This is a genomic window from Kitasatospora sp. NPDC058046 (assembly GCF_042885595.1).
GTDB lineage: Bacteria > Actinomycetota > Actinomycetes > Streptomycetales > Streptomycetaceae > Kitasatospora.
The window spans coordinates 423,082-441,636 of the sequence record NZ_JBHVRS010000006.1 but is presented as its reverse complement, the minus strand read 5'-3'; the positions used below and the strand labels follow the sequence as shown (position 1 = coordinate 441,636).

18 protein-coding genes are annotated in these 18,555 nt (G+C 73.0%); 10 read left to right on the top strand and 8 right to left on the bottom strand.

The window, feature by feature from the left end:
• The coding region (locus ACFVU7_RS16360) for an ALF repeat-containing protein (RefSeq protein WP_388045572.1) at positions 1 to 1,159 on the bottom strand (1,159 nt) is incomplete at its 3' end.
• A 728-nt stretch (positions 1,160 to 1,887) separates the two neighbouring features.
• Between ACFVU7_RS16360 and ACFVU7_RS16355 the strand changes: the two genes are divergently transcribed.
• The 4 genes from ACFVU7_RS16355 to ACFVU7_RS16340 all read left to right on the top strand — a co-directional run bounded on the left by ACFVU7_RS16355 (position 1,888) and on the right by ACFVU7_RS16340 (position 4,788).
• Positions 1,888 to 2,277, top strand: a complete 390-nt coding sequence (locus ACFVU7_RS16355) for a hypothetical protein (RefSeq protein WP_388045571.1) — start codon at positions 1,888 to 1,890, stop codon at positions 2,275 to 2,277.
• A gap of 294 nt (positions 2,278 to 2,571) precedes the next feature.
• On the top strand, positions 2,572 to 3,069 hold the full coding sequence (locus ACFVU7_RS16350; protein ID WP_074002869.1) for a carbonic anhydrase: 498 nt from the start codon (positions 2,572 to 2,574) through the stop codon (positions 3,067 to 3,069).
• Between the two features lie 109 nt (positions 3,070 to 3,178).
• Complete coding sequence (gene thpR / locus ACFVU7_RS16345; RefSeq protein WP_388045569.1) at positions 3,179 to 3,772, top strand: RNA 2',3'-cyclic phosphodiesterase; 594 nt, start codon at positions 3,179 to 3,181, stop codon at positions 3,770 to 3,772.
• 293 nt (positions 3,773 to 4,065) lie between these two features.
• Complete coding sequence (locus ACFVU7_RS16340) at positions 4,066 to 4,788, top strand: LURP-one-related/scramblase family protein (protein ID WP_079272189.1); 723 nt, start codon at positions 4,066 to 4,068, stop codon at positions 4,786 to 4,788.
• Between the two features lie 226 nt (positions 4,789 to 5,014).
• Here the strand turns inward: ACFVU7_RS16340 and ACFVU7_RS16335 are convergent, their stop codons facing one another.
• The 4 genes from ACFVU7_RS16335 to ACFVU7_RS16320 all read right to left on the bottom strand — a co-directional run bounded on the left by ACFVU7_RS16335 (position 5,015) and on the right by ACFVU7_RS16320 (position 9,126).
• Complete coding sequence (locus ACFVU7_RS16335) at positions 5,015 to 5,338, bottom strand: hypothetical protein (protein WP_388045567.1); 324 nt, start codon at positions 5,336 to 5,338, stop codon at positions 5,015 to 5,017.
• Positions 5,339 to 5,480: 142 nt separating this feature from the next.
• Positions 5,481 to 6,812 (bottom strand): M64 family metallopeptidase, encoded by a 1,332-nt coding sequence (locus ACFVU7_RS16330; RefSeq protein ID WP_388045566.1) that lies wholly within the window; start codon positions 6,810 to 6,812, stop codon positions 5,481 to 5,483.
• A gap of 285 nt (positions 6,813 to 7,097) precedes the next feature.
• Complete coding sequence (locus tag ACFVU7_RS16325; RefSeq protein ID WP_388045564.1) at positions 7,098 to 8,366, bottom strand: MFS transporter; 1,269 nt, start codon at positions 8,364 to 8,366, stop codon at positions 7,098 to 7,100.
• 46 nt (positions 8,367 to 8,412) lie between these two features.
• Positions 8,413 to 9,126: a class II aldolase/adducin family protein gene (locus tag ACFVU7_RS16320; RefSeq protein WP_388045562.1), complete on the bottom strand. Its 714-nt coding sequence runs from the start codon at positions 9,124 to 9,126 to the stop codon at positions 8,413 to 8,415.
• A 219-nt stretch (positions 9,127 to 9,345) separates the two neighbouring features.
• Here ACFVU7_RS16320 and ACFVU7_RS16315 point away from each other — a divergent pair, with 219 nt between their 5' ends.
• Complete coding sequence (locus tag ACFVU7_RS16315; protein WP_388045560.1) at positions 9,346 to 10,263, top strand: LysR family transcriptional regulator; 918 nt, start codon at positions 9,346 to 9,348, stop codon at positions 10,261 to 10,263.
• A 214-nt stretch (positions 10,264 to 10,477) separates the two neighbouring features.
• On the opposite strand, the gene ACFVU7_RS16310 is transcribed toward ACFVU7_RS16315, so the two are convergent.
• Positions 10,478 to 10,954 carry a hypothetical protein gene (locus tag ACFVU7_RS16310; RefSeq protein ID WP_380781278.1) on the bottom strand — a complete coding sequence of 159 codons (477 nt, stop codon included), beginning with the start codon at positions 10,952 to 10,954 and terminating at the stop codon, positions 10,478 to 10,480.
• A 323-nt stretch (positions 10,955 to 11,277) separates the two neighbouring features.
• Entirely contained in the window at positions 11,278 to 12,594 is a 1,317-nt protein-coding gene (locus ACFVU7_RS16305) for a serine hydrolase domain-containing protein (RefSeq protein WP_388045558.1), read from the bottom strand.
• Between the two features lie 378 nt (positions 12,595 to 12,972).
• Between ACFVU7_RS16305 and ACFVU7_RS16300 the strand changes: the two genes are divergently transcribed.
• From ACFVU7_RS16300 to ACFVU7_RS16280, 5 genes are all read left to right on the top strand, one after another.
• Positions 12,973 to 13,773: a ferritin-like domain-containing protein gene (locus tag ACFVU7_RS16300; protein WP_388045556.1), complete on the top strand. Its 801-nt coding sequence runs from the start codon at positions 12,973 to 12,975 to the stop codon at positions 13,771 to 13,773.
• Positions 13,770 to 14,576, top strand: coding sequence for a ferritin-like domain-containing protein (locus tag ACFVU7_RS16295; protein WP_388045555.1), 807 nt, complete (start codon positions 13,770 to 13,772; stop codon positions 14,574 to 14,576). The genes ACFVU7_RS16300 and ACFVU7_RS16295 overlap by 4 nt, the downstream gene beginning before the upstream one ends.
• Positions 14,577 to 14,779: 203 nt before the next feature.
• The gene (sigK, locus tag ACFVU7_RS16290; RefSeq protein ID WP_375872967.1) at positions 14,780 to 15,364 is read left to right on the top strand and encodes an ECF RNA polymerase sigma factor SigK; all 585 of its coding nucleotides are present in this window, start codon (positions 14,780 to 14,782) and stop codon (positions 15,362 to 15,364) included.
• Positions 15,361 to 16,107: an anti-sigma factor domain-containing protein gene (locus ACFVU7_RS16285; protein WP_380781270.1), complete on the top strand. Its 747-nt coding sequence runs from the start codon at positions 15,361 to 15,363 to the stop codon at positions 16,105 to 16,107. Before sigK ends, ACFVU7_RS16285 begins: the two co-directional genes overlap by 4 nt.
• 222 nt (positions 16,108 to 16,329) lie before the next feature.
• Positions 16,330 to 18,132: a S8 family serine peptidase gene (locus tag ACFVU7_RS16280; RefSeq protein WP_388045590.1), complete on the top strand. Its 1,803-nt coding sequence runs from the start codon at positions 16,330 to 16,332 to the stop codon at positions 18,130 to 18,132.
• A gap of 106 nt (positions 18,133 to 18,238) precedes the next feature.
• Here the strand turns inward: ACFVU7_RS16280 and ACFVU7_RS16275 are convergent, their stop codons facing one another.
• Complete coding sequence (locus ACFVU7_RS16275; RefSeq protein WP_388045553.1) at positions 18,239 to 18,409, bottom strand: hypothetical protein; 171 nt, start codon at positions 18,407 to 18,409, stop codon at positions 18,239 to 18,241.
• Between the last annotated feature and the right edge of the window lie 146 nt (positions 18,410 to 18,555).

Below are 18,555 nucleotides of genomic sequence, written 5' to 3'. Positions count from 1 at the left end.
CGGCGGAGCCGGCCTGGCCCGCCCGGGCGCTCGCGTCGGCGGCGGACGAGGCGGCCGACGCCGCGTCCCGCGCACCGGCGGCGGCGTTGCGCGCCAGCACAGCGGCGTCGCTCGCCGCCTTGGCCTGGGACCGGTCGCCCGCGGCGGCGGCAGCGGCGTTGTACGCGCGGCTGGCGGCCTGGCCGGCGGCGGCCGCGGCCGAAGCGGCCGAACGCGCCGCCGTGGCAGCCGTCTTGGCCGCCGCCACCGCCGTGTTGGAGGCGTCGATCGCGGTCTTCGCGGCCTCCGCCGCACCCTGGGCGGCCTCGGCGGCCCGGTTGGCCGCGGCGCCCGTCTTCTCGGCGTCGTCCTTGGTCTTGGCAGCCTCGTCCGCGGCCGTCAGCGCGGCCTGCTTGGCCGTCTCGGCGGCCTTCTCGGCCCGGGCGCCCGCCTCCTGGGCGGCGGCCGTCTCCTCCAGGGCGCGCTTGGTGGCGTCCTTCGCGGTCTGGGCGAGCTGCTTGACGTCGAGCGTCTCCTGGTCCCTCGCCTGGGCGAGGAGCTGGCCGTTCTCCAGGAACCCGCGGATGTCGGCGGGTGTGCCGCTGAGCGCCCGGCCGGCCTGCTTGGTGAACTCCGGGCCGGTGTAGACGTCCATCAGCCGCAGGACGGCGACCCGGTCGTCCTCCTCCTGCGCCTTGAACCGGCCGGTGGTCAGGAAGGCGTCCATGGCCTCGGCGGTGCCGTCGCCGAGCGCCTTGGTCCCGGCCGTGCGGACGGCGACGTCGGCGCCGTCGACGATGGTGACGATCGCCGCCCGGCGGTCGTCCATCATCGGGTTCTGCCAGCCGCTGGTGACGAACGCGTGGAGGTCGGCGTCCGACCCGCTCAGCGCCTTCGACGCGGCGTCGCGCACGCCCTTGCCGGTGCTGCTCAGCATCTTGATGACGGCGAAGCGCTCGTCCGACGCCTGAGCACGGCTCAGCGTGCTGGTCAAGAACGTGGTGATGTCGGCGTCCGAGCCGACCAGTGCCCGTGCGGCCGCGTCCTTCACCGCTGTGCCGCCGCCCTGCCAGGCTTCGACCACCTGCGCGCGGTAGTTGGCCGGCAGCGGCTCCGGGGCCGTGTCGGACGGAAGTGCTTGGGCGACCGTCGTCCCCATGACGGTCGCGGCCAGCATCATGGCCGTGGCGGACAGGATCCTGGCGCGTGAGCGCCGTGCCGACCCTGCCCTCATTGGCGAGTTCGCCATTTCCCCCTCTTCTTCCCCAATCTCCTGGCCCGTCAGGGCCAGTGTTCACCAGGACAGTTGTCCTGATGCCGCAGGAATCCTAATGCCGGAGAAGGCGGATCGACGGGGCGGAATGATTTTGTCTGGATCGCATGCCAACTGGCTGAATCCCCGTCGGTTTCGGCCACCGATCGCATAGGCCTGCAATGGATTCACCCAAACGGCGGCAAAGGACCGGTTCATCACCCTCGTCCGGTTCACGTACATCCCCCCTGCGCCCCGAATGTCAGAGTGACTGACCGTCAGTATGGCGGCCAGTCACTGAAAGTGATGGCAGGATAGGGATTTGCCAAACCAGGAAAAATACAGGAAGGGCACAGGAAGAACACAGGAAGAGTGCCGCTCCGGGGGCGTGAGCATCCGATCCACCGGGGAGCAGCGAACACCACCGTGGTGTTCGCCGAAGCTCGCGAGGTTGCTGAAGGTTTCCGGGGTCGAGTCGATCGGTGCGTCGGCCGCTGTTCCGGAGAAAGGGCGACGGCCGGGCGCGGTGGCGCATCAACTAGCGCACGTCGGTGGGTATTTCGGCGGAGTTTCGTCCTGCTGGGCGGGCGGGAATCCGTCGTCACGCACCTGTGTTTCCACGATCACGTGGTCATCCGAGGGTGGTGTGTCGATCCTTGGGTTCGCCACCGTTTGCCGTGAGGGAAGCGGTTCGCCGGCGTGCGATCGACGCCTTCCAGGCCGCCACCGCACTGGCCTGCTTCCTCCACGTTCCCGATCTCGCCGCGCGCTTCTCGAAGGAGGACCGCGGCGGCGGGTGGCGGCTCCTCGAGAACCCGGCGTCGACCGGCGCGGTCCGAGAGGGCGGCATGTGGCGTGAGGGAACGTGTGGGATCGCCGCAGCTCGGCTGTCCACGGAGGCGGTCACCCGGCGGAGTGGAGAATGGGCGAATCCCGGGCGGGGGCGCTCCGGCGGGCAGTACGGTGCCCGCATGACCGTGCTCGTCCGCCGTCGTCACATCGACTTCGGCCGCATCCACTCCACAGGCTGTCCGGTCATCGTCTGATCGCCCGTTCCAGCCGCCCGGCCGTGCCGTTCCGTTGCGCTCTTCCGTTGCGCTCCGTTCCGAACGGCACCGCCGTGGCGGCCGTCGCTCCCCGCCGCCGTGAGGGTCGGCCGTCGCCCCGGTCGACGGACCCTCCGAGCGGCGCTCCGGACGCATCCGGCGGGACGCGCTCACCCGCTGCTCCGTGCCGCCCGCTCCGTGCTGCCCGCAGCACGCACCCGCGGGCGGGACGGGGCGCTCCCGCGCGTCCCGGCCGACCACGATCCGACCGCACCGAGAGGACAGCCGTCCACCATGACCGACACCGCCACCGACCACTACCTGCGCAACAACGCCGACTACGCCGCGGCCTTCGACGGGCCGCTCCCGCTCCCGCCGGCCCGCCGCACGGCCGTCCTGGCCTGCATGGACGCCCGGCTCAACGTGTACGGCGCGCTCGGCCTCGCCGAAGGCGACTCGCACGTGATCCGCAACGCCGGCGGGGTGGCCACCGACGACGCCATCCGCTCGTTGGCGATCAGCCAGCGGCTGCTCGGGACCCGGGAGATCATCCTGATCCACCACACCGACTGCGGCATGCTCACCTTCGGCGACGACGCCTTCCGCGAGTCGATCCGGGAGGAGACCGGCGTCAAGCCCCCGTGGGCCGCCGAGGCCTTCGCCGACCTGGAGACGGACGTGCGCCAGTCGGCCGCCCGGATCCGCACCAGTCCCTTCGTCCCGCACACGGACGCCGTGCGCGGCTTCGTCCTCGACGTCGCGACCGGCCTCCTCAAGGAGGTCGTGCTCTGACCTGACGGCGTCCCGGTGCGGCGGTCGGACGGGGCCGCCGCACCGGGGCCCGGCCGGCCCGTACGGGAGAGTCGAGGGCGGCGCCGGCCGTCGACTACCCTCCCCCCTCGTGGACGATCACCCCGAACCCCGGACCCTGCGCGTCTTCGTGGCGCTCGCCCCGCCCGACGACGCCAAGGACGAACTGGCCCGGGCCCTGCGACCCGCCTATGCCGGCTACCCGCGGCTGCGGTGGAACCGGATCGAGGACTGGCACATCACCCTGGCCTTCCTCGGCGAACAGTCGTCCGCGGCGGTGCCGCTGCTGCGGTCGGCGCTGGCCGTCGCGGCCCCGTCGCGCCCCGCCCTGCGGCTGGGCCTGCGCGGCGGCGGCTACTTCGACCAGCGGCTGCTGTGGACCGGCGTCGACGGTGACCTGGAGGGACTGCACCGGCTCGCCGCCGACGTCCGGGACCTCGCCAGGTCCTGCGGGATCGACTTCAGGGAGCGGCCGCTGAACCCCCATCTCACCCTGGCCCGCTCCCGCCGCGACGACTCCGTCAGCGTGCCGCTGGCGGCGGCCGGGCTCACGGGGTTCGTGGGCCGGCCGTGGCGGACCGAACGCCTCCACCTCGTCGGCAGCAACATCGGTCGCGGCCCCGGGCCGATCCACTACCGCGACATCGAGGCGTGGCGGCTCGGCGTCGCCGCGGCCCCGGCGTGAGGCGCCCGGGGGGGGCGTAGGCCGGGGAGCCGGGTGCCTGCACCGGCCTACGGGTACGTGCCTACAGGTACGTGCCTACGGGTACGGCTCCGTTCGATGTCGCACGGTTTTTCCGCCGTCCGTGATCGATCGGCGGATGTGACATCGGCCACACGCGTGCCGGTCGTCGGTCGGCCCTCGTTCGCAACACGCCGATCCGCAGGTCGAATTCGCGACTCGGAGCCCCCGGTGCGCCGAGTGGGCATCCGAAACGATCTCGCTGCTGACAGTGGATTGGCCCTAGCCTGCCGGGCATGTCCCAGAACACGAACATCCCCGGTTTCCCCGGGGGGCCGACCGCTGCGGTCGGCGACTCCGCCAAGGTGCAGCGCCAGGTACGGCAGCAGGCGGGCGTCGGACCGGTCTACGGTGGCGGCGGCACCCTCTTCTCCGAGCCCGTCCTGGTGGTGAACCAGAAGGCCAAGCTGATCGAGCTGACCAACGAGTACTCGGTCTTCGACCAGCAGGGCGCCACGCTGGGCTCGGTGGTCCAGGTCGGCCAGAGCGGCCTGCGCAAGGTGGTGCGGCTGCTCTTCTCCATCGACCAGTACCTGACCCACAAGCTGGAGATCCGCGACGCGCAGGGCACCCCGGTGCTGCTGCTGACCCGTCCGGCGAAGTTCATCAAGTCGCGGGTGATCGTGCAGCGTCCGGACGGCCAGGAGGTCGGCCAGATCGTTCAGCAGAACGCCATCGGGAAGATCAACTTCTCGCTGGAGGTCGGCGGTCAGAAGGTCGGCGCGATCAAGGCCGAGAACTGGCGGGCCTGGAACTTCTCCATCGTCGACGGGACGGACACCGAGATCGCCCGGATCACCAAGACCTGGGAAGGCCTGGCGAAGACGATGTTCACCACGGCCGACAACTACGTTCTCCAGATCCACCGCCCGCTCCCCGACCCGCTGCTCAGCCTGGTCGTGGCGACCGCGCTGACCGTGGACACCGCGCTGAAGCAGGACGCCCGCGGCCTCGGATAGCCGCGAACCGGGGAAACCGGGGACTGACGGGCAGGCCGCCCGAGCGTTGCGGGCGGCCTGCCCGTCCCCGCGTTCCGGCTCGGGGGAGGGGGTTCGGGGGAGGGGGCTCGCCGACCGGCCTCTCGAACGTCGCGACGCGCCGACCGGGCTCCGGGCGGTCCCCGGTGCGTGCACTCCGGGCGGGAGGCACCCGTAGGCGATGCCCGGGGGCGGGCCACCCCTCGACTCAGACGAAGGCGATGACGAGCAGGACGGCCGCCAGCAGGAGAACGACCGTCAGCGCCGGGGCGCCGGTACGCCCGCCGGCCTCGGAGGTGACGGCGATCAGCGAGACGGCGGGGACCGCCAGCGAGAGGAAGACCGCCAGCCACCTGACGGTACCGATGGGAACCCCGGCGACCATGGCCCCCCAGACGGTCGTGAACATCACCGCGAGCCAGCCCGTCGCGGTCAGCGCCGCCCAGGTCGCACGCGCGGTCCACCGCTCGACCGGGTCGGCCAAGCGGAAGTTGGTACGGGTCATCGTGAAGATCCGGGTCAAGTTCGCCACCTGAGCATCCTTTCGAACAACACGGCCGGGCACCAGCGACGGAAGCACACGGCGACCCGGCGTCCGGAGTAAGGGTGACGTCGCGTCGGACCAGGCCGGCGTGGACCCTCGCCGGCGCGGCCGTGAGGGTCCACGCCCGTGGTCAGCGGGTGACGCTCCAGACCAGGCTGCGGGTCAGCGCCGGGGTCAGGGCCGGGTCGATGACGGCCGAGGTGGGGTCGTTCGCCACGGCCTTGAGCTCGTGGGACGCGGGCTTGGAGCCGGTGGGGCCGAGGTCGGAGACGGCGATCGACTTGTGGTCGCGCAGGGCCGTCACCTCCTTGCCGTCGAGGTACCAGCGCAGCTTGGTGCCGGAGACCGGGAGGTCGACGGTGAGGTGGTCGGTCGCGGTCAGGCGGGTGGTGACCGGCGTGCTGCTGGAGAGGGTGGAGGCGTGCCGGTAGAAGCCGGCGATCATCGCCTCGCGGCCGGGGAGGTTGAACTCCCGCCCGAGGGAGCGCATCACGGAGTTGTCGGTCGGCCGGTTGAGGCCGGTCGGGTAGTTGCTGCCGCCCTGGTACGCGCCGACGGTGCCGCCGTCGGGCGAGGTCTTCCCGAGCCAGCGGTACCACTTGGCCTTGTCCTGGCGCATCCGGTCGGCGCTCAGGGTGGTGATGTTGGGCTGCGGGGGTTCCGCGCCCTGGTAGGGCCCCGCCCCGTCGGCCCAGTACTCGTCCGCGAGCTTGCCCAGCGAGTGGCCGGTCTCGTGCACGGCTATCTGGCCGGACGCGCTGTTGCCGCCCGCGACGGTGGCGATGCCCTCGTACCCGAGCGGCGACTGGGTGCTGCCGTAGCCGGCGCCGCCGTACTTGGCGGTGTTGGCGACGACGATCACGAGGTCGGCCTGCGGGGCCTTGGCGGCGTAGGTGTCGACGGCCTTGATGTCCACGCACAGCAGCCGCTCGATGGAGTTGCACCAGAAGCGCGAGCCGAGGGCGGTCTTGCGGACGGTGTCCTGCTTCGGGTCGCCGGAGACGCCCGACTGGGCGGAGACGGCGCCCACGGCCCACACGTTGAACAGCTTGCGGTAGGTGGCGTAGGGCTCGACGGCGCTGATGTCCTTCCACTTCGCCGCGGCGTCCTTGCGGAACTTGTCCTGCTCCGAGGCCGTGTAGCCGTCGCCGATCATGACCACGTCCAGCTTGCTGTCCGTGCTCCCGTTGTTGACGATCTTCGTCACGGTACCGTCCGCCGCGGCGCCGGCCGCGTTCATGACCGGCGCGCCGACGAAGGGGGAGGCGGCAGGGACCTTGGTCCGGCTGATGGCACCGTCCTCGGCGAAGACCTCCACGTCCTGGTCCCCCGGGGAGACGGTGACGGAGGCCGGGTCGACCGGGTCGGACGGGGCGGCGACCGCCGGGCCGACGCCGACGGCGAGAGCCGCCAGCGTCATGGCGCCGGCCAGGGTGACCGAGGTGAACCTGCTGGTGCGCAAGAGGGTTTCTCCGAAATCTATGGGCGGCGAAAAGTGGTGGAGCGCGGGGGAGCGCGGCCCCGTGCCGTGCTGTCGCCGCACTCAGCCAACACGGCTGAACGGAGCCGGAACTGACGAGGGGACACCATTCGGTGGCCCACCTCATCGGTGGATACGGCCGGCTGCCCACGAACGGTTCACGCGGGCTGTCGCCGTCTCGCCGGTGAGCGAGCTCCTGGCGGCTGCGGGACCGTCTCATCGCCTGCCGGCGCGTTCCGGGGGCCGGCCGGCCCGTTCTCCGGGGAGTCACCGGCGGGCGGGTGCCCGCTGGGTCAGGAGGACGGCGGCGGCCAGGGCGGCGACCGCGGTGGCGAAGACGGTGGTGGCGGTGCGCAGTCCGACGGCGCCGATCAGCGCGCCGACGCCAACGGCCGGCAGGGCCAGCATGGTGTACAGGGCGGCGAAGAAGGCCGAGACGGTACGGCTGCGGGTCCCGGGCGGGGTGCGCGCGCCGATGAGCGCGATCCCGTGGCCGACCGCGACGCCGGTCGCCAGGCCGACCGTCAGCCCCGAGCCGAGCAGCGGCAGGAGGGAGGAGGCCGCCACGGCGGCGGCGATCAGCCCGGCCGCGACGATCAGCCCGGCGCACGCCGCGGGCAGGGCGGCGCGCCCCAGTCGTGCGGCCAGGAGCTGGCCCGTGCCGGTGCAGGCGAAAGCGAGGGAGACGGTTGCCGCGGTGGCCAGGAGGTCGTGGAGGTGCGCGACTTCGGCCAGGAACAGCCCGGTCACCGCGGTGAGCACGCCGAGGACGGCGAATCCCGCGCCAGCGGCGAGCGCGGCGTGCCGGAACTCCCTGCGGAGGGCGGTGGGCACGCGGGGCGCGCGGGCGACCGAACCGGTTCCCCGCTCCCTCGGCGTCACGGTCTCCGGGGCCACGGCGAGTGCGGCCAGGGCTGCCGTCAGCAGAGCCGCGGCGGCGACCCAGGCGGCTCGCAGCGGCCAGTCGGTGGTGTCGGCGAGCACGGCCGCGAGCAGCGGGCCGCAGGCCAGGCCGCCCATGTTCGCGGCGAGCGCCAGCCGCCCGGCACGGAACCGGCCGTCGGCGGGCGCCAGTTCGGCCAGGTGGGCGGTGGCGGTCCCGGTGATGAGCGCGGCGGCCAGCCCGGACAGCACCCGTCCGACCAGGAGGGCGGCCAGGTTCTCGGCGAGGAGGAACACGACGGCGGCCGCCAGGGCGGTGAGCAGCGCCGCGGCGGCGACCGGACGGCGGCCGTACCGGTCGGAGAGCCCGCCGAGCGCCAGCAGTCCCGCGACCACGGCCAGCGCGTAGACCGCGAAGGCCACGGTCACGGCCAGCGGTGAGAAACCGAAGGCGCGCTCGTACAGCGGGTAGAGCGGGGTGGGCACCGTCGTCCCGGCCGTGACGGCCCAGAAGGCGCCGGCGACCGCCCAGGTGCCGATCCGCCGTCTGCTGCCCGGGGCGCCCGCCCCGGGAGTGGCGGCGGTCCCGGCGGCGGGCGCGGTCGGCGGGGCGGGTATCGGCGGGACGGGTGTCGGGGAGGCGTGGGTGTTCACGTGCGGGGTTCCTTCCGCGTGGGCGTTTTCCGAGAACGGGGAAGGGTCAGTGGGCCTGGAGGAGTGCGGCTCGGCGTAGCCAGTACCGCCAGCCGGCGTCGATCTGGCTGTCGGGCCAGGCCACCGCGTCCTTCTCCAGGCATTCCTGATGGCCGGTCCAGTGCCGGAGCTCGCCCGCGGCGCGGGCGGTGAGCTGGGTCCGGCAGGCCCGTTCGAGCAGGATCGCGTACATGACCGCGTGGGCGGTGTCCCGACCGACCGCCGCCAGGCCGTGTCCGGGCATCAGGCAGGCGCGGGCGCCGCCGAGGTCGGCCGCGAGCGCGCGGCCCAGCCCGGGGGTGCGGACGAGGTTGTCGGTGGCGGTGTACCGGGGCAGGCCGTGCTCGGCGAAGACGACGGCGTCGTGGCTGAGCGCGCGGAGCGGTTCACCGAGCGCGCAGAAGGCGTTGACCGTCGGGGAGTGGGTGTGGACGCTGGCGCGCATGTCGGGACGGGCCCGCATGAGTTCGGTGTGGAGGTGGTGTTCGAGGTGGACGCGTCCGGTTCCCGCCAACCGCTCGCCGGTCCACGAGACGAGCAGGACGCGCTCGGGAGTGATCTCCTCCAGGCCCCAGCCGGCCGACTTCATCCACACGCCGCGCCCGTCCGGGTCGCGGACCGCCAGGTGTCCCCACACCATGTCACCGTGCCCGGCGGCGGCCAGCGCCCGGCTGCCAAGCGCGACCAGCTCGACCGGGTCGTCCATCGTGTCGTCCGTCATGGGTGGTGCTCCTTGATGTCGTGTCCGGGATGTCGTGTCCGGGATGTCGTGTCCGGGCCCGTTCTCGGGCTGCTGCGGCCGCCGTCTCCCCTCGTACGCGGGGGGTTTCGGACCGTGCGTCCGGGGCGTCCGGGACCGCATCCTGCGGCGGTGCTCACGACCCTAGGAGCGGTCGCGGATTGCGACCAGTGAAAAGAATGCAAGTGCTATTTTCACTTGGTGAAAGTCACGTCCCTCGACCTCAACCTCCTCGTCATCCTCGACGCCGTACTGGAGGAGGGCAGCGTCACCGCGGCGGCCCGCCGGCTGGACCTGTCGGCACCGGCCGTCAGCAGGGCCCTGGGCCGGCTGCGGACCGCCTTCGGCGATCCCCTGCTGGTGCGCTCCAGCCGCGGACTGAAGCCGACCGCGCACGCGCTGGCGCTGCGTCCGCGGGTACGAGCCCTGGTCGAGGACGCCCGGAACCTGCTGGGGCCCGCGGAGGAGGACGCGCCAGCCGCCTGGTGCCGCAGCTTCACCGTTCTGGCACCCGAGGACCTGACCGGGTGCTTCGGTACGGACCTGCTGGCCCTCGTACGCGCCGAAGCCCCCGGCGTCCAGCTGCGCCTCCTCGGCGAAGGGCGGGCGGCCGACGAAGGCGCGGCGGTGCGCGAGGGCACCGCGGATGTAGCGATCGCGGTCAACGCCTCCAAGGAGGCCGACCTCCGCTCGGAAGGGCTGGTCCGCGAGCCGCTGCTCGGCGTGGTCCGCGCCGGTCACCCGCTGAGCCGCGGCGAGGTCACGGCGGCCCGCTTCGCGGCGTGGGAGCACGTCGTGGTCTCCCGTCACGGCAGCCTGCGCACCGCGGTCGACAGGCTGCTGGAGGCCGAGGGCGTGCGGCGTAGCGTCGCGGCCTCCGTGCCCGGCTTCGCCACGGCGCTGCGCCTGGTAGCCGCCGGCGACCTGGTCGGGATCGTGCCGGCAGCCCTGGCCGGCCGTCTGGCCGACCCGCTCGAACTGGTTGCCTTCCCGGTGCCGTTGGACGTGAAGCCGCTGCGCGTCAGCATGCTGTGGCACCCTCGCCACGACGACGACCCGGCCCACCGCTGGCTGCGTGCCCGCGTCCGCGAAGCGGCCGGCCGGCGGACCGCCCCGTGACGCGCGCCGCCCCGCCCGTCCGCACGGGGCGCGGACGGGCGGGGCGGTCAAGTGCCATGGTGCGGACAGGCCCTGGACCCTCGGCAGCCTGTCGGCGACGGTGAGGCCGAGGGTGCGTTCCTCGGCATGGTCCGGCGCCGTGACGGGTCCTCGGTCCCCGTCACGGCGCCGTGTCCTGGTCCGGAAAGATCCCGGGGAAGGCCCAGGGGCGGCGTCAGTAGATGAGGACGTCCCAGTGGCTGCCCTCGTTGCAGTACAGGTTGCCCGACGCGGCCTGCCACTGCGGGTAGCCGTCGCCCCGGAGGCCGATGTAGGTGAAGCTGTTCTGGACGTAGCTGTCGATGCAGGAGCTGCGGGCGATGTCGACCTTGTAGCCGTTGTAGTGGCTGTAGGTGCCGGAGGCGTGGCCCACCTCGGTGCCGCCCGTGATGTTGATGGCGCAGCCGCTGGCCTGCTTGAGGGTGATGACGGCGCTGACCGTGCCCGAGTTGATCTGGTCGAACGAGGTGCAGGTGGAGTTGGACCTGGTGGTGCAGCCCCCGCTGGAACTCCACGTGATGCCGGCGCCGCTGAACTGGCCGGCGGCCGCGGACTGCGACAGCTTGGTGCCGCTGGCGCCGGCCGTGGGCGCCGAGAGGGCGAGGCCGGCCAGGGCCAGGGCGACGACGGTGGCTGCGGTGCGTGGCTTCATCTGCATCTCCCGGTGAGGATGGTGTGCATCCGACTCGACCCCCGCCCTCCTGCCGCGCCTCGCTGGGAGGGCGGGAGGTCCGGCGCCGGGCCGACGGAACCGGCCCGGACGTAGGGGTCGTACGCAGTGCTGTGACGCGACAGTGCTCCGGCACGAGGGCCGACCGATCCCTCCGGCGCCACCGCCCGCCGCTCCCGGGAAACGGGGGGCGACGGGCTTCGAGCGCCGGCATCGGACCAGGATGCCCCATCGTTGTCTATGCGAGTAGACCCCGGGCTGTGAATTTCGCGTGACCGGGAGCGGCCTTCAGTGCGTCGAAACGCTCAGGCGAGCGGTCCGGCGGAGTACGGTGTCGCGGCGGCGTCGGACGGGACCGCCGACGGCGAGGAGGCCGACGGGCCGCCGCCGCAAGTGCCCGCGGAGTACAGGGCGTTGGAGGTCCTCAGCATCGCGGCATGGTCCGACAGGTCGTACCGGTTGATCGAGGTGGCGAACTGCCGCTTGCCGGTGACCTCGCCGACCAGCAGGGTGTTGTAGCCGGGGATGCCGCCGTCGTGTCCCCAGAACTCGCCGCAGGGTGTGGTCAACCGCTGGAGCCCGAGGCCGTAGCCGGCGGCCGCGTTCGGGCCGCTGGTGTCCTTCATCGCGGCGAGTTCGGCCGGGCCGAGCAGCTGCCCGCCGAGCAGGGCGGCGATGAAGCGGGTGAGGTCCGCGGTGGTGGAGATGCCCGCCCCGGCGGCGGACGCCATCGACGGGTTGAGCAGCGTCACGTCGGCGGGGCCGGTGGGGAGCTTGTAGTAGCCGTGCGCGTGGGAGCCGGGGATGAAGGGCGAGTAGAGGGGCATCGAGGTGCCCGTCAGGCCCAGTGGCCGGATGATGCGGCGGTCCACCTCCTGCGCCCAACTGCGCCCGGTGAGGCGCTCGATGATCATGCTGATGAGCACGTAGTCGGTGTTGGAGTAGTGCCAGCCCTGACCGGGGGCGAAGTACGGCGGGTACTTGTTGGCGATGTCCACGAGCTGCTGCGGCCGGTAGGACGTCCAGCGCCCACCCGCCAGCCACTGCCGCAGTGTCTCCTCGTTGCTCGCGTCGAACGCCGGGTCCTCGGTGAAGTCGTGGATGCCGCTGGTGTGGTTGAGCAGTTGGCGCACGGTGATGCCGGCGCCGTTCGGCACCACGCCCGGCAGGCGGCTCTCGACGGAGTCGTCGAGGCCGATCCGGTGTTCCGCGACCAGTTGGAGGACCACCGTCGCGACGAAGGTCTTGGTGACGCTGCCGATCCGGAACCGGCCGTCCGGATCGGCGGGCGCACCGGTGGCCAGGTCGGCCACGCCGGCCGCACCCTTCCAGACCGTGGAGCCGTTCTCCCGGACGCGGGCCAGCGTCGCCGCCGCCCCGCCATCCCGCACCATGGCCCGGACCACCGCGTCCAGGGCCGCTCCGTCCGCCGTCCGCTCACCGCCCGCCGTCACCCGGTGGGGCGCCGCCGGGCTGTCCGCCGCGCCGGCGGCCGGGGCCAAGGCCGCCAGCAGGCCCGCGCCTGCGAGCGCGACGATCGCCGACCGCCCGACCGGGCGCCGCCACCGTCGACCCTTCGACCGGATCGTCCGAGGACTCGGTACTGCTGCCTCGTCCGCCATGTCGTCCTCCCGAAGTCGACCGACGGATGCGATCAACACCCGTCACAACAAAGACAGTTGACAGAGTGTCAGTCGGCAGCATTGCGAGGCGTCCACCTCAGGTCCGGAGCATCTCCGCCCCGGGACCCATCTTCCCGTCCGGAGGACTCCACCTCAGGTCGAAGGCCGCCCCCGACGGATCCCTGAGGCCTCGGTGGATCGAGTGGCCGGCAGTCGGGATAGGGGCTGGCGCACGCTGTCCACCTCGCCCTGGTGGTTCACCCTCACAGGTGAACTACGGGCCCATCCGGCCCTGTGACCAAGCCGGGGCCGGGGAGGCGCCGAAGGCCGGGAGGAAGCGGTCCGGCATTCGGCCGGGCCGACGAGCCGAGACGGGACATGATGGCCAGCGAGCACATCGACACCCGGCTGCTGGAAGAACTCGCCGAGCAGTCAGAGGACTTGAACAGTGACGCGCTGCGGGTCACCCGCACCGCGCTGACCGACTTCGAGCAGGGCGCCGAGCCCGCGCGCCGCTGGTGGCAGCGTGGCACGGCGCTCGCGGGCCTGGCGGGAGCGGTCGGCCTGGCCGGCCTGACCCGGGCGGCGGCCTCCCCGTCGGCGACGGCCTCCGGGGGCGACATCCGGGCGCTGCAGACCGCCGCGTCGATCGAGAACCTGGCCGTGGCCGTCTACCGGGCCGCCGCGGGCCTGCCGTTCATCAAGGACGGCAACCGGACGGTGGCCGCGTTCATCGCCAGGACCACCGAGCAGCACCAGGCCCACGCCAAGGCCTTCAACACCGCCGCGACCGCCGCCGGCGGCAAGGCGCAGAACGACCCCGACCCGAAGTACAAGGCCGTCGTCGACCAGGCGCTGCCCACCCTCAGGACCCCGGCGGACGTGGTGAAGCTCGCCATCACCCTGGAGGACGTCGCCGCGCAGACCTACACCAGGAACGTCGGCCAGGTGGGCAGCGCGGACCTGCGCAGGCTCTTCGCCTCCGTCGCCCCGGTCGAGGCCCAGCACCGCGCCGTCCTGCTGGCCGTGCAGGCGCTGCTGGCGGGCGACGCCGCCGACCTGGTGACCATCCCGGTCGACCCGGCGAAGCTGCCCGCCGCGGCCGGAAGCGTGGGCTTCCCCGACGCCTTCCAGACGACCGAGAACGCCTCCCCGATCGCCGAAGGGGCTGTGAAGTGACTGCCGACCGTACCTGGGAGCCCGCCGTCGGCGAGGCCGAACTCACCCGTCTGACCCGGGAGATGAACGAGGCCCACCGGGCCACCCTCCCGGCCATGCGGGCGACCGCCCGCGAGCTGGTCGCGGACATCCGCGCCACCGGGCGGGTCGACGTGGGCCGCCGCCGCTTCCTGCTCGGAGCGGGTGGGGCCGCCGCCGGCCTCGTCCTGACCGCGTGCTCCAGCAGCCGGAGCCGCACCAACCCGGTCCCCGGCAGCGGAGCCTCCACCACGCCGGCTTCGGCCCAGGCGTCCGGGAGGTACACCGGCGATCTGAAGGTGGTGGCCCTGGCCACCGCGCTGGAGAACCAGGCCGTCGGTGCCTACCAGGCCGCACTCGACGCCGCGAAGGCGGGCAGGCTCGGTGCCGTCCCCCTGGCGGTGGCGACGTTCGTGACCGCCGCGATGGCCCAGCACGCCGACCACGCCAAGGCCTGGAACGCGGTCCTCACCGGTGCCGGCCTGCCCGCGATCACCGGCGTGCCGCTCTCCAACCAGCCGGAGACGCTGGCCGCGCTGGGCAAGGCCGCCTCCGTCGGCGACGTTGCCGAGCTCGCCCTCCGGCTGGAGGACCAGGCGGCCCAGACGTACCTCTTCGCGGCCTGCAACGTCGCCAGTCCCGCCGGCATCGCCACCGCTGCCGGTATCGCCCCCGTCGAGGCCATGCACGCCGCGATCCTCAACTTCGTGCTCGGCCGGTACCCCGTCCCGGACGACTTCCTGCCGACCGACAAGGCCGCCGCACCCACCCTGCTCACCGTCTGACCCCCTCAGCAGGCGCGTGCCCGGCGATCCGGACCGACACCCCCCGGCCCCGGCGGGCGCGCGCCCCATCCCGACCGGTGCCGATCGACCGGTCCTGCCCGCCGCTCGGCCCAGGAGGCCCTCATGCATTGCTACCGTTCGCACGGCAGGCCCGGACGGTCGCAGCCGGCCGGATCCGACAACGGCCGCGGAGGGAGGCGGGGGTGAGCGCCGTCGTGTACCTTCCCGCTCCCCGCTTTCGCGGCCCGGATCTGAAGGAACTGGTCGCCAGGACGGCGTTCGGCGACCAGGAGGCGTTCGCCCGGCTGTACGACGCGGTGGCCGGCCCGGTGCTGGGCCTCGTGCTGCGGGTGCTGCGGGATCCGTCGCAGTCGGAGGAGGTCACCCAGGAGGTGATGTTCGAGCTGTGGCGCACCGCGGACCGGTACGAGCCGCAGCGCGGAGAGGTGATGGCCTGGGTGCTGACGGTGGCCCACCGACGAGCGGTGGACCGGGTCCGGGCCGCGCAGGCCGCCACCGACCGGGACCAGAGGGCGGCCGCCCGGGCACGTGTTCCCGCGTTCGACGAGGTCGTCGAGCAGGTCGAGGGCCGGCTGGAGCGCGAGCAGGTCCGCCGCTGCCTGCGGTCGCTGACGGAACTGCAGCGTGAATCGGTCACCCTGGCGTACTACCGGGGGCACACCTACCCCGAGGTCGCCCAGCTGTTGGGCATCCCGCTCGGCACCGTCAAGACCCGGATGCGGGACGGCCTGATCCGCCTGCGCGACTGCCTGGGAGTGGGATCATGAATGCGGTACCCGATGCGCACACCCTCACCGGTGCGTACGCGGCGGACGCGTTGCCGGACGGGGACCGCGTCGCGTTCGAGCGCCACCTCGCCCAGTGCCCGGCCTGCGCGCGGGAGGTCTCCGAGTTCCAGGTGACCCTGGCGCGGCTCGGGGCCGCCGAATCGGTGGAGCCGCCGCAGGAGCTCAAGGCGCGGGTGATGCGGGGCATCGGCCACGTCCGCCAGCTCCGGTCGACGGCCGGGCCCGCGGCGGCGCGACCGCGGTACACGTCGAGCCTGGCACGGCAGTGGCCCAGGGTGCTCCTGGCGGCGTGCCTGGCCCTGGCCGCGGGGGCCGGTGCCATCGCGGTGCGACAGCACGGTGAGGCGGGCCGGGCCCAGGCCCAGGCGAGCCGGCTGCGCGACCAGCAGGCGGCCGTCGCGAGCCTGCTGTCCGCTCCGGACGTGCGCACCTCCACTGCGGTCTCCGGCCCGGCCGCCGCCACGGTCGTGTGGTCGGCCGGCCGCGGGCAGGCCGCGTTCCTCGTCACCGGCATGCCCGTCCCGCCGCGGGGGCGTGCCTACGAGCTGTGGTTCGACGATGGCGGCACGATGAGGCCGGCCGGCCTGCTGCGGGCCGGCGACGGGCAGTTGCTGCTCACCGGGAGCATCGGCGGCGCCGGCGGGGTCGGCGTGACCGAGGAACCGTCCGGCGGATCGGACCACCCCACCGGGCGGCCCCTCATGATGCTGCCGCTCGCCTGATGACACCCCGATGGGTGCCGGAGGCCCCGTGACATCAAAACGTAACGCTTCCGTGGAAAGTCGCCGGGCGTAAAGTCTTCCCCAACTCCTGCTAAATCTGGCATGTTTCCCTCAATTCCCGTGCGATCCCCCTCACGTACGGTCTGAATCGGAGGATACGTGTCACCCCTGATACCCCGGCGGCTCGGCCGCCCGGCCGCAGCCCTCGCCGTGCTCTCGGCCATGGCGCTCGCCACCCCCACCGCGTTCGCGACCGCCGCCACCACGACCCCCACCCCCACCGTCCCCGGCGCCGTCTCCGCGCCCGCGGCACAAGCGCCCGCCACGCAGGCCCCCGCCGCCCAGGCCCCCGCCGTTCCCGCCGCCGCGGGCAGCGCGGCGGGGTGGGCCGCCGGCACCCGTGCCTACCTGGTGATCAGCGCCCCCGCCGACATCGCCGCCGCCAAGGCAGCCGTCGCGGCCAAGGGCGGTACGGTCTTCTCGAGTTACGACCAGATCGGCGTCATCGTCGCCCACTCCACCAGCGCTGGCTTCGCCGCCGCGCTGCGCACCGTCACCGGCATCCAGCAGGTCGGCGCGACCCGCACCTCCGACGTGCCGGCCGACGCCTACAGCCCGGCGCTGCCCGCCAACCCGGCGCAGGCGACCACCACGCTCACCGAGTCCAACCGCTGGGACATGACGCAGATCAAGGCCGACCAGGCCTGGAGCGTCAGCACCGGCTCGCCGTCCGTCAAGGTCGGCGTGCTCGACACCGGCGTGGACGACCAGCACCAGGATCTCGCGCCGAACTTCGACGCCGCCGACTCGGTCTCCTGCGCCTACGGCAAGCCCGACGCCCGCACCGGCGCCTGGCGGGACGTGGACACCCACGGCACCCACGTCGCCGGCACCATCGCGGCCGCGAAGAACGGCAAGGGCGTCATCGGTGTCGCACCGGGCGTGAAGATCGCCTCGGTCCGGATCGCCGAGCCGACCAGCACCCTGTTCTACGCCGAGAACACCGTCTGCGGCTTCGTCTGGGCCGGCGACCACGGCTTCAAGGTCACCAACAACAGCTACTACACCGACCCCTGGCAGTTCAACTGCCCGAACGACCTCGACCAGGCGGCCATCATCGAGGGCGTCAAGCGCGCCCAGGAGTACGCCGAGGGCAAGGGCTCGCTGCAGGTCGCGGCGGCCGGCAACGCCAACTACGACCTGGCCAACAAGACCACCGACACCGAGAGCCCGAACGACTCCACCAAGGTCACCCGGACGATCACCAACGCCTGCATCGACATCCCCACCGAACTCCCCGGCGTGGTGACCGTCGCGGCCACGGGCAGCGGCAGCGGCAAGGCCTCCTACTCCAACTTCGGCCGGGGCGTCATCGACGTCGCGGCGCCCGGCGGTGACGGTGCCACCGGCGTCTACTCGACCCTGCCCGGCGGCAAGTACGGCACCAAGAGCGGCACTTCGATGGCCTCCCCGCACGTCACCGGGGTGGCCGCGCTGATCGCGAGCAGCAACCCCTCGCTCACCCCGGCCGACATCCGGGCCCGGCTGGCGAGCCAGGCCAACGACCTGGCCTGCCCCGCCTCCGACAGCCGCTGCACCGGCACCACCGCCGACAACTCCTTCTTCGGCGAGGGCCAGGTCGACGCGCTGAAGGCGGTCGGCGGCGCCACCCAGCCCACCGGCACGTACTTCGAGAACACCGCCGACGTGGCGATCCCCGACAACACCACGGTGGAGAGCCCGATCACCGTCACCGGCGTCACCGGCAACGCCCCGGCGACGCTCAAGGTCGGCGTGGACATCAAGCACACCTACCGCGGCGACCTCGTTATCTCCCTGGTCGCGCCCGGCGGCACGGTCTACCTCCTGGAGGACTTCCCGAACAGCGACAGCACCGACAACGTCGCCAAGACCTACACCGTCAACGCCTCCGCGAGCGCGGCGAACGGCACCTGGAAGCTCCGCGTGAAGGACGGCGCCTCCGGCGACACCGGCACGATCGACGCCTGGAACCTCACCTTCTGATCCCGCGGTTCCGCCCGGCCGACCGACGCCCGAGCGCGTCGGTCGGCCGGGAGCGTGAGCAGGACGCCGACGGCCACCGGGGCGGGCGGCTCACCGGGCCCTGCTCCTATCTGCCGGCCTCGTCGTTTTCGTCGGTGTCGGGCGCCAGGCCGACCTCCTCGCGGTCCTCCTCGGTGCGCTCCTCGAGCTCGGCCTCGTCGGGGCGTCGCGGCAGGCCGCGGCCGTGGCCGGTGTCGGGGTCGCCCTCGACGTCCTTGTTCGACTTGTGGTGCGACATGGTTCCTCCTGGGCCGGACGGCCCGCGGGCGGGTTCGCTGTTCTTCCCCCTCCTATCACCGCCCCTGGTCCGGCAGTCCGCAAGTCGGCTGGTAGGCCCGCGGCCGCGGGGCGGGACCGGTAGCCGGTGCGGAACCGGGTCGGCCC

What these genes read in the sequence shown, in the direction of transcription:
- ACFVU7_RS16350 (WP_074002869.1), top strand. Translation starts at nt 2,572, where the DNA reads ATGACCGACACCGCCACCGACCACTACCTGCGCAACAACGCCGACTAC.
- ACFVU7_RS16310 (WP_380781278.1), bottom strand. Translation starts at nt 10,954, where the DNA reads ATGAAGCCACGCACCGCAGCCACCGTCGTCGCCCTGGCCCTGGCCGGC.
- ACFVU7_RS16340 (WP_079272189.1), top strand. Translation starts at nt 4,066, where the DNA reads ATGTCCCAGAACACGAACATCCCCGGTTTCCCCGGGGGGCCGACCGCT.
- ACFVU7_RS16275 (WP_388045553.1), bottom strand. Translation starts at nt 18,409, where the DNA reads ATGTCGCACCACAAGTCGAACAAGGACGTCGAGGGCGACCCCGACACC.
- ACFVU7_RS16305 (WP_388045558.1), bottom strand. Translation starts at nt 12,594, where the DNA reads ATGGCGGACGAGGCAGCAGTACCGAGTCCTCGGACGATCCGGTCGAAG.
- ACFVU7_RS16285 (WP_380781270.1), top strand. Translation starts at nt 15,361, where the DNA reads ATGAATGCGGTACCCGATGCGCACACCCTCACCGGTGCGTACGCGGCG.
- ACFVU7_RS16300 (WP_388045556.1), top strand. Translation starts at nt 12,973, where the DNA reads ATGATGGCCAGCGAGCACATCGACACCCGGCTGCTGGAAGAACTCGCC.
- ACFVU7_RS16280 (WP_388045590.1), top strand. Translation starts at nt 16,330, where the DNA reads ATGGCGCTCGCCACCCCCACCGCGTTCGCGACCGCCGCCACCACGACC.
- ACFVU7_RS16320 (WP_388045562.1), bottom strand. Translation starts at nt 9,126, where the DNA reads ATGACGGACGACACGATGGACGACCCGGTCGAGCTGGTCGCGCTTGGC.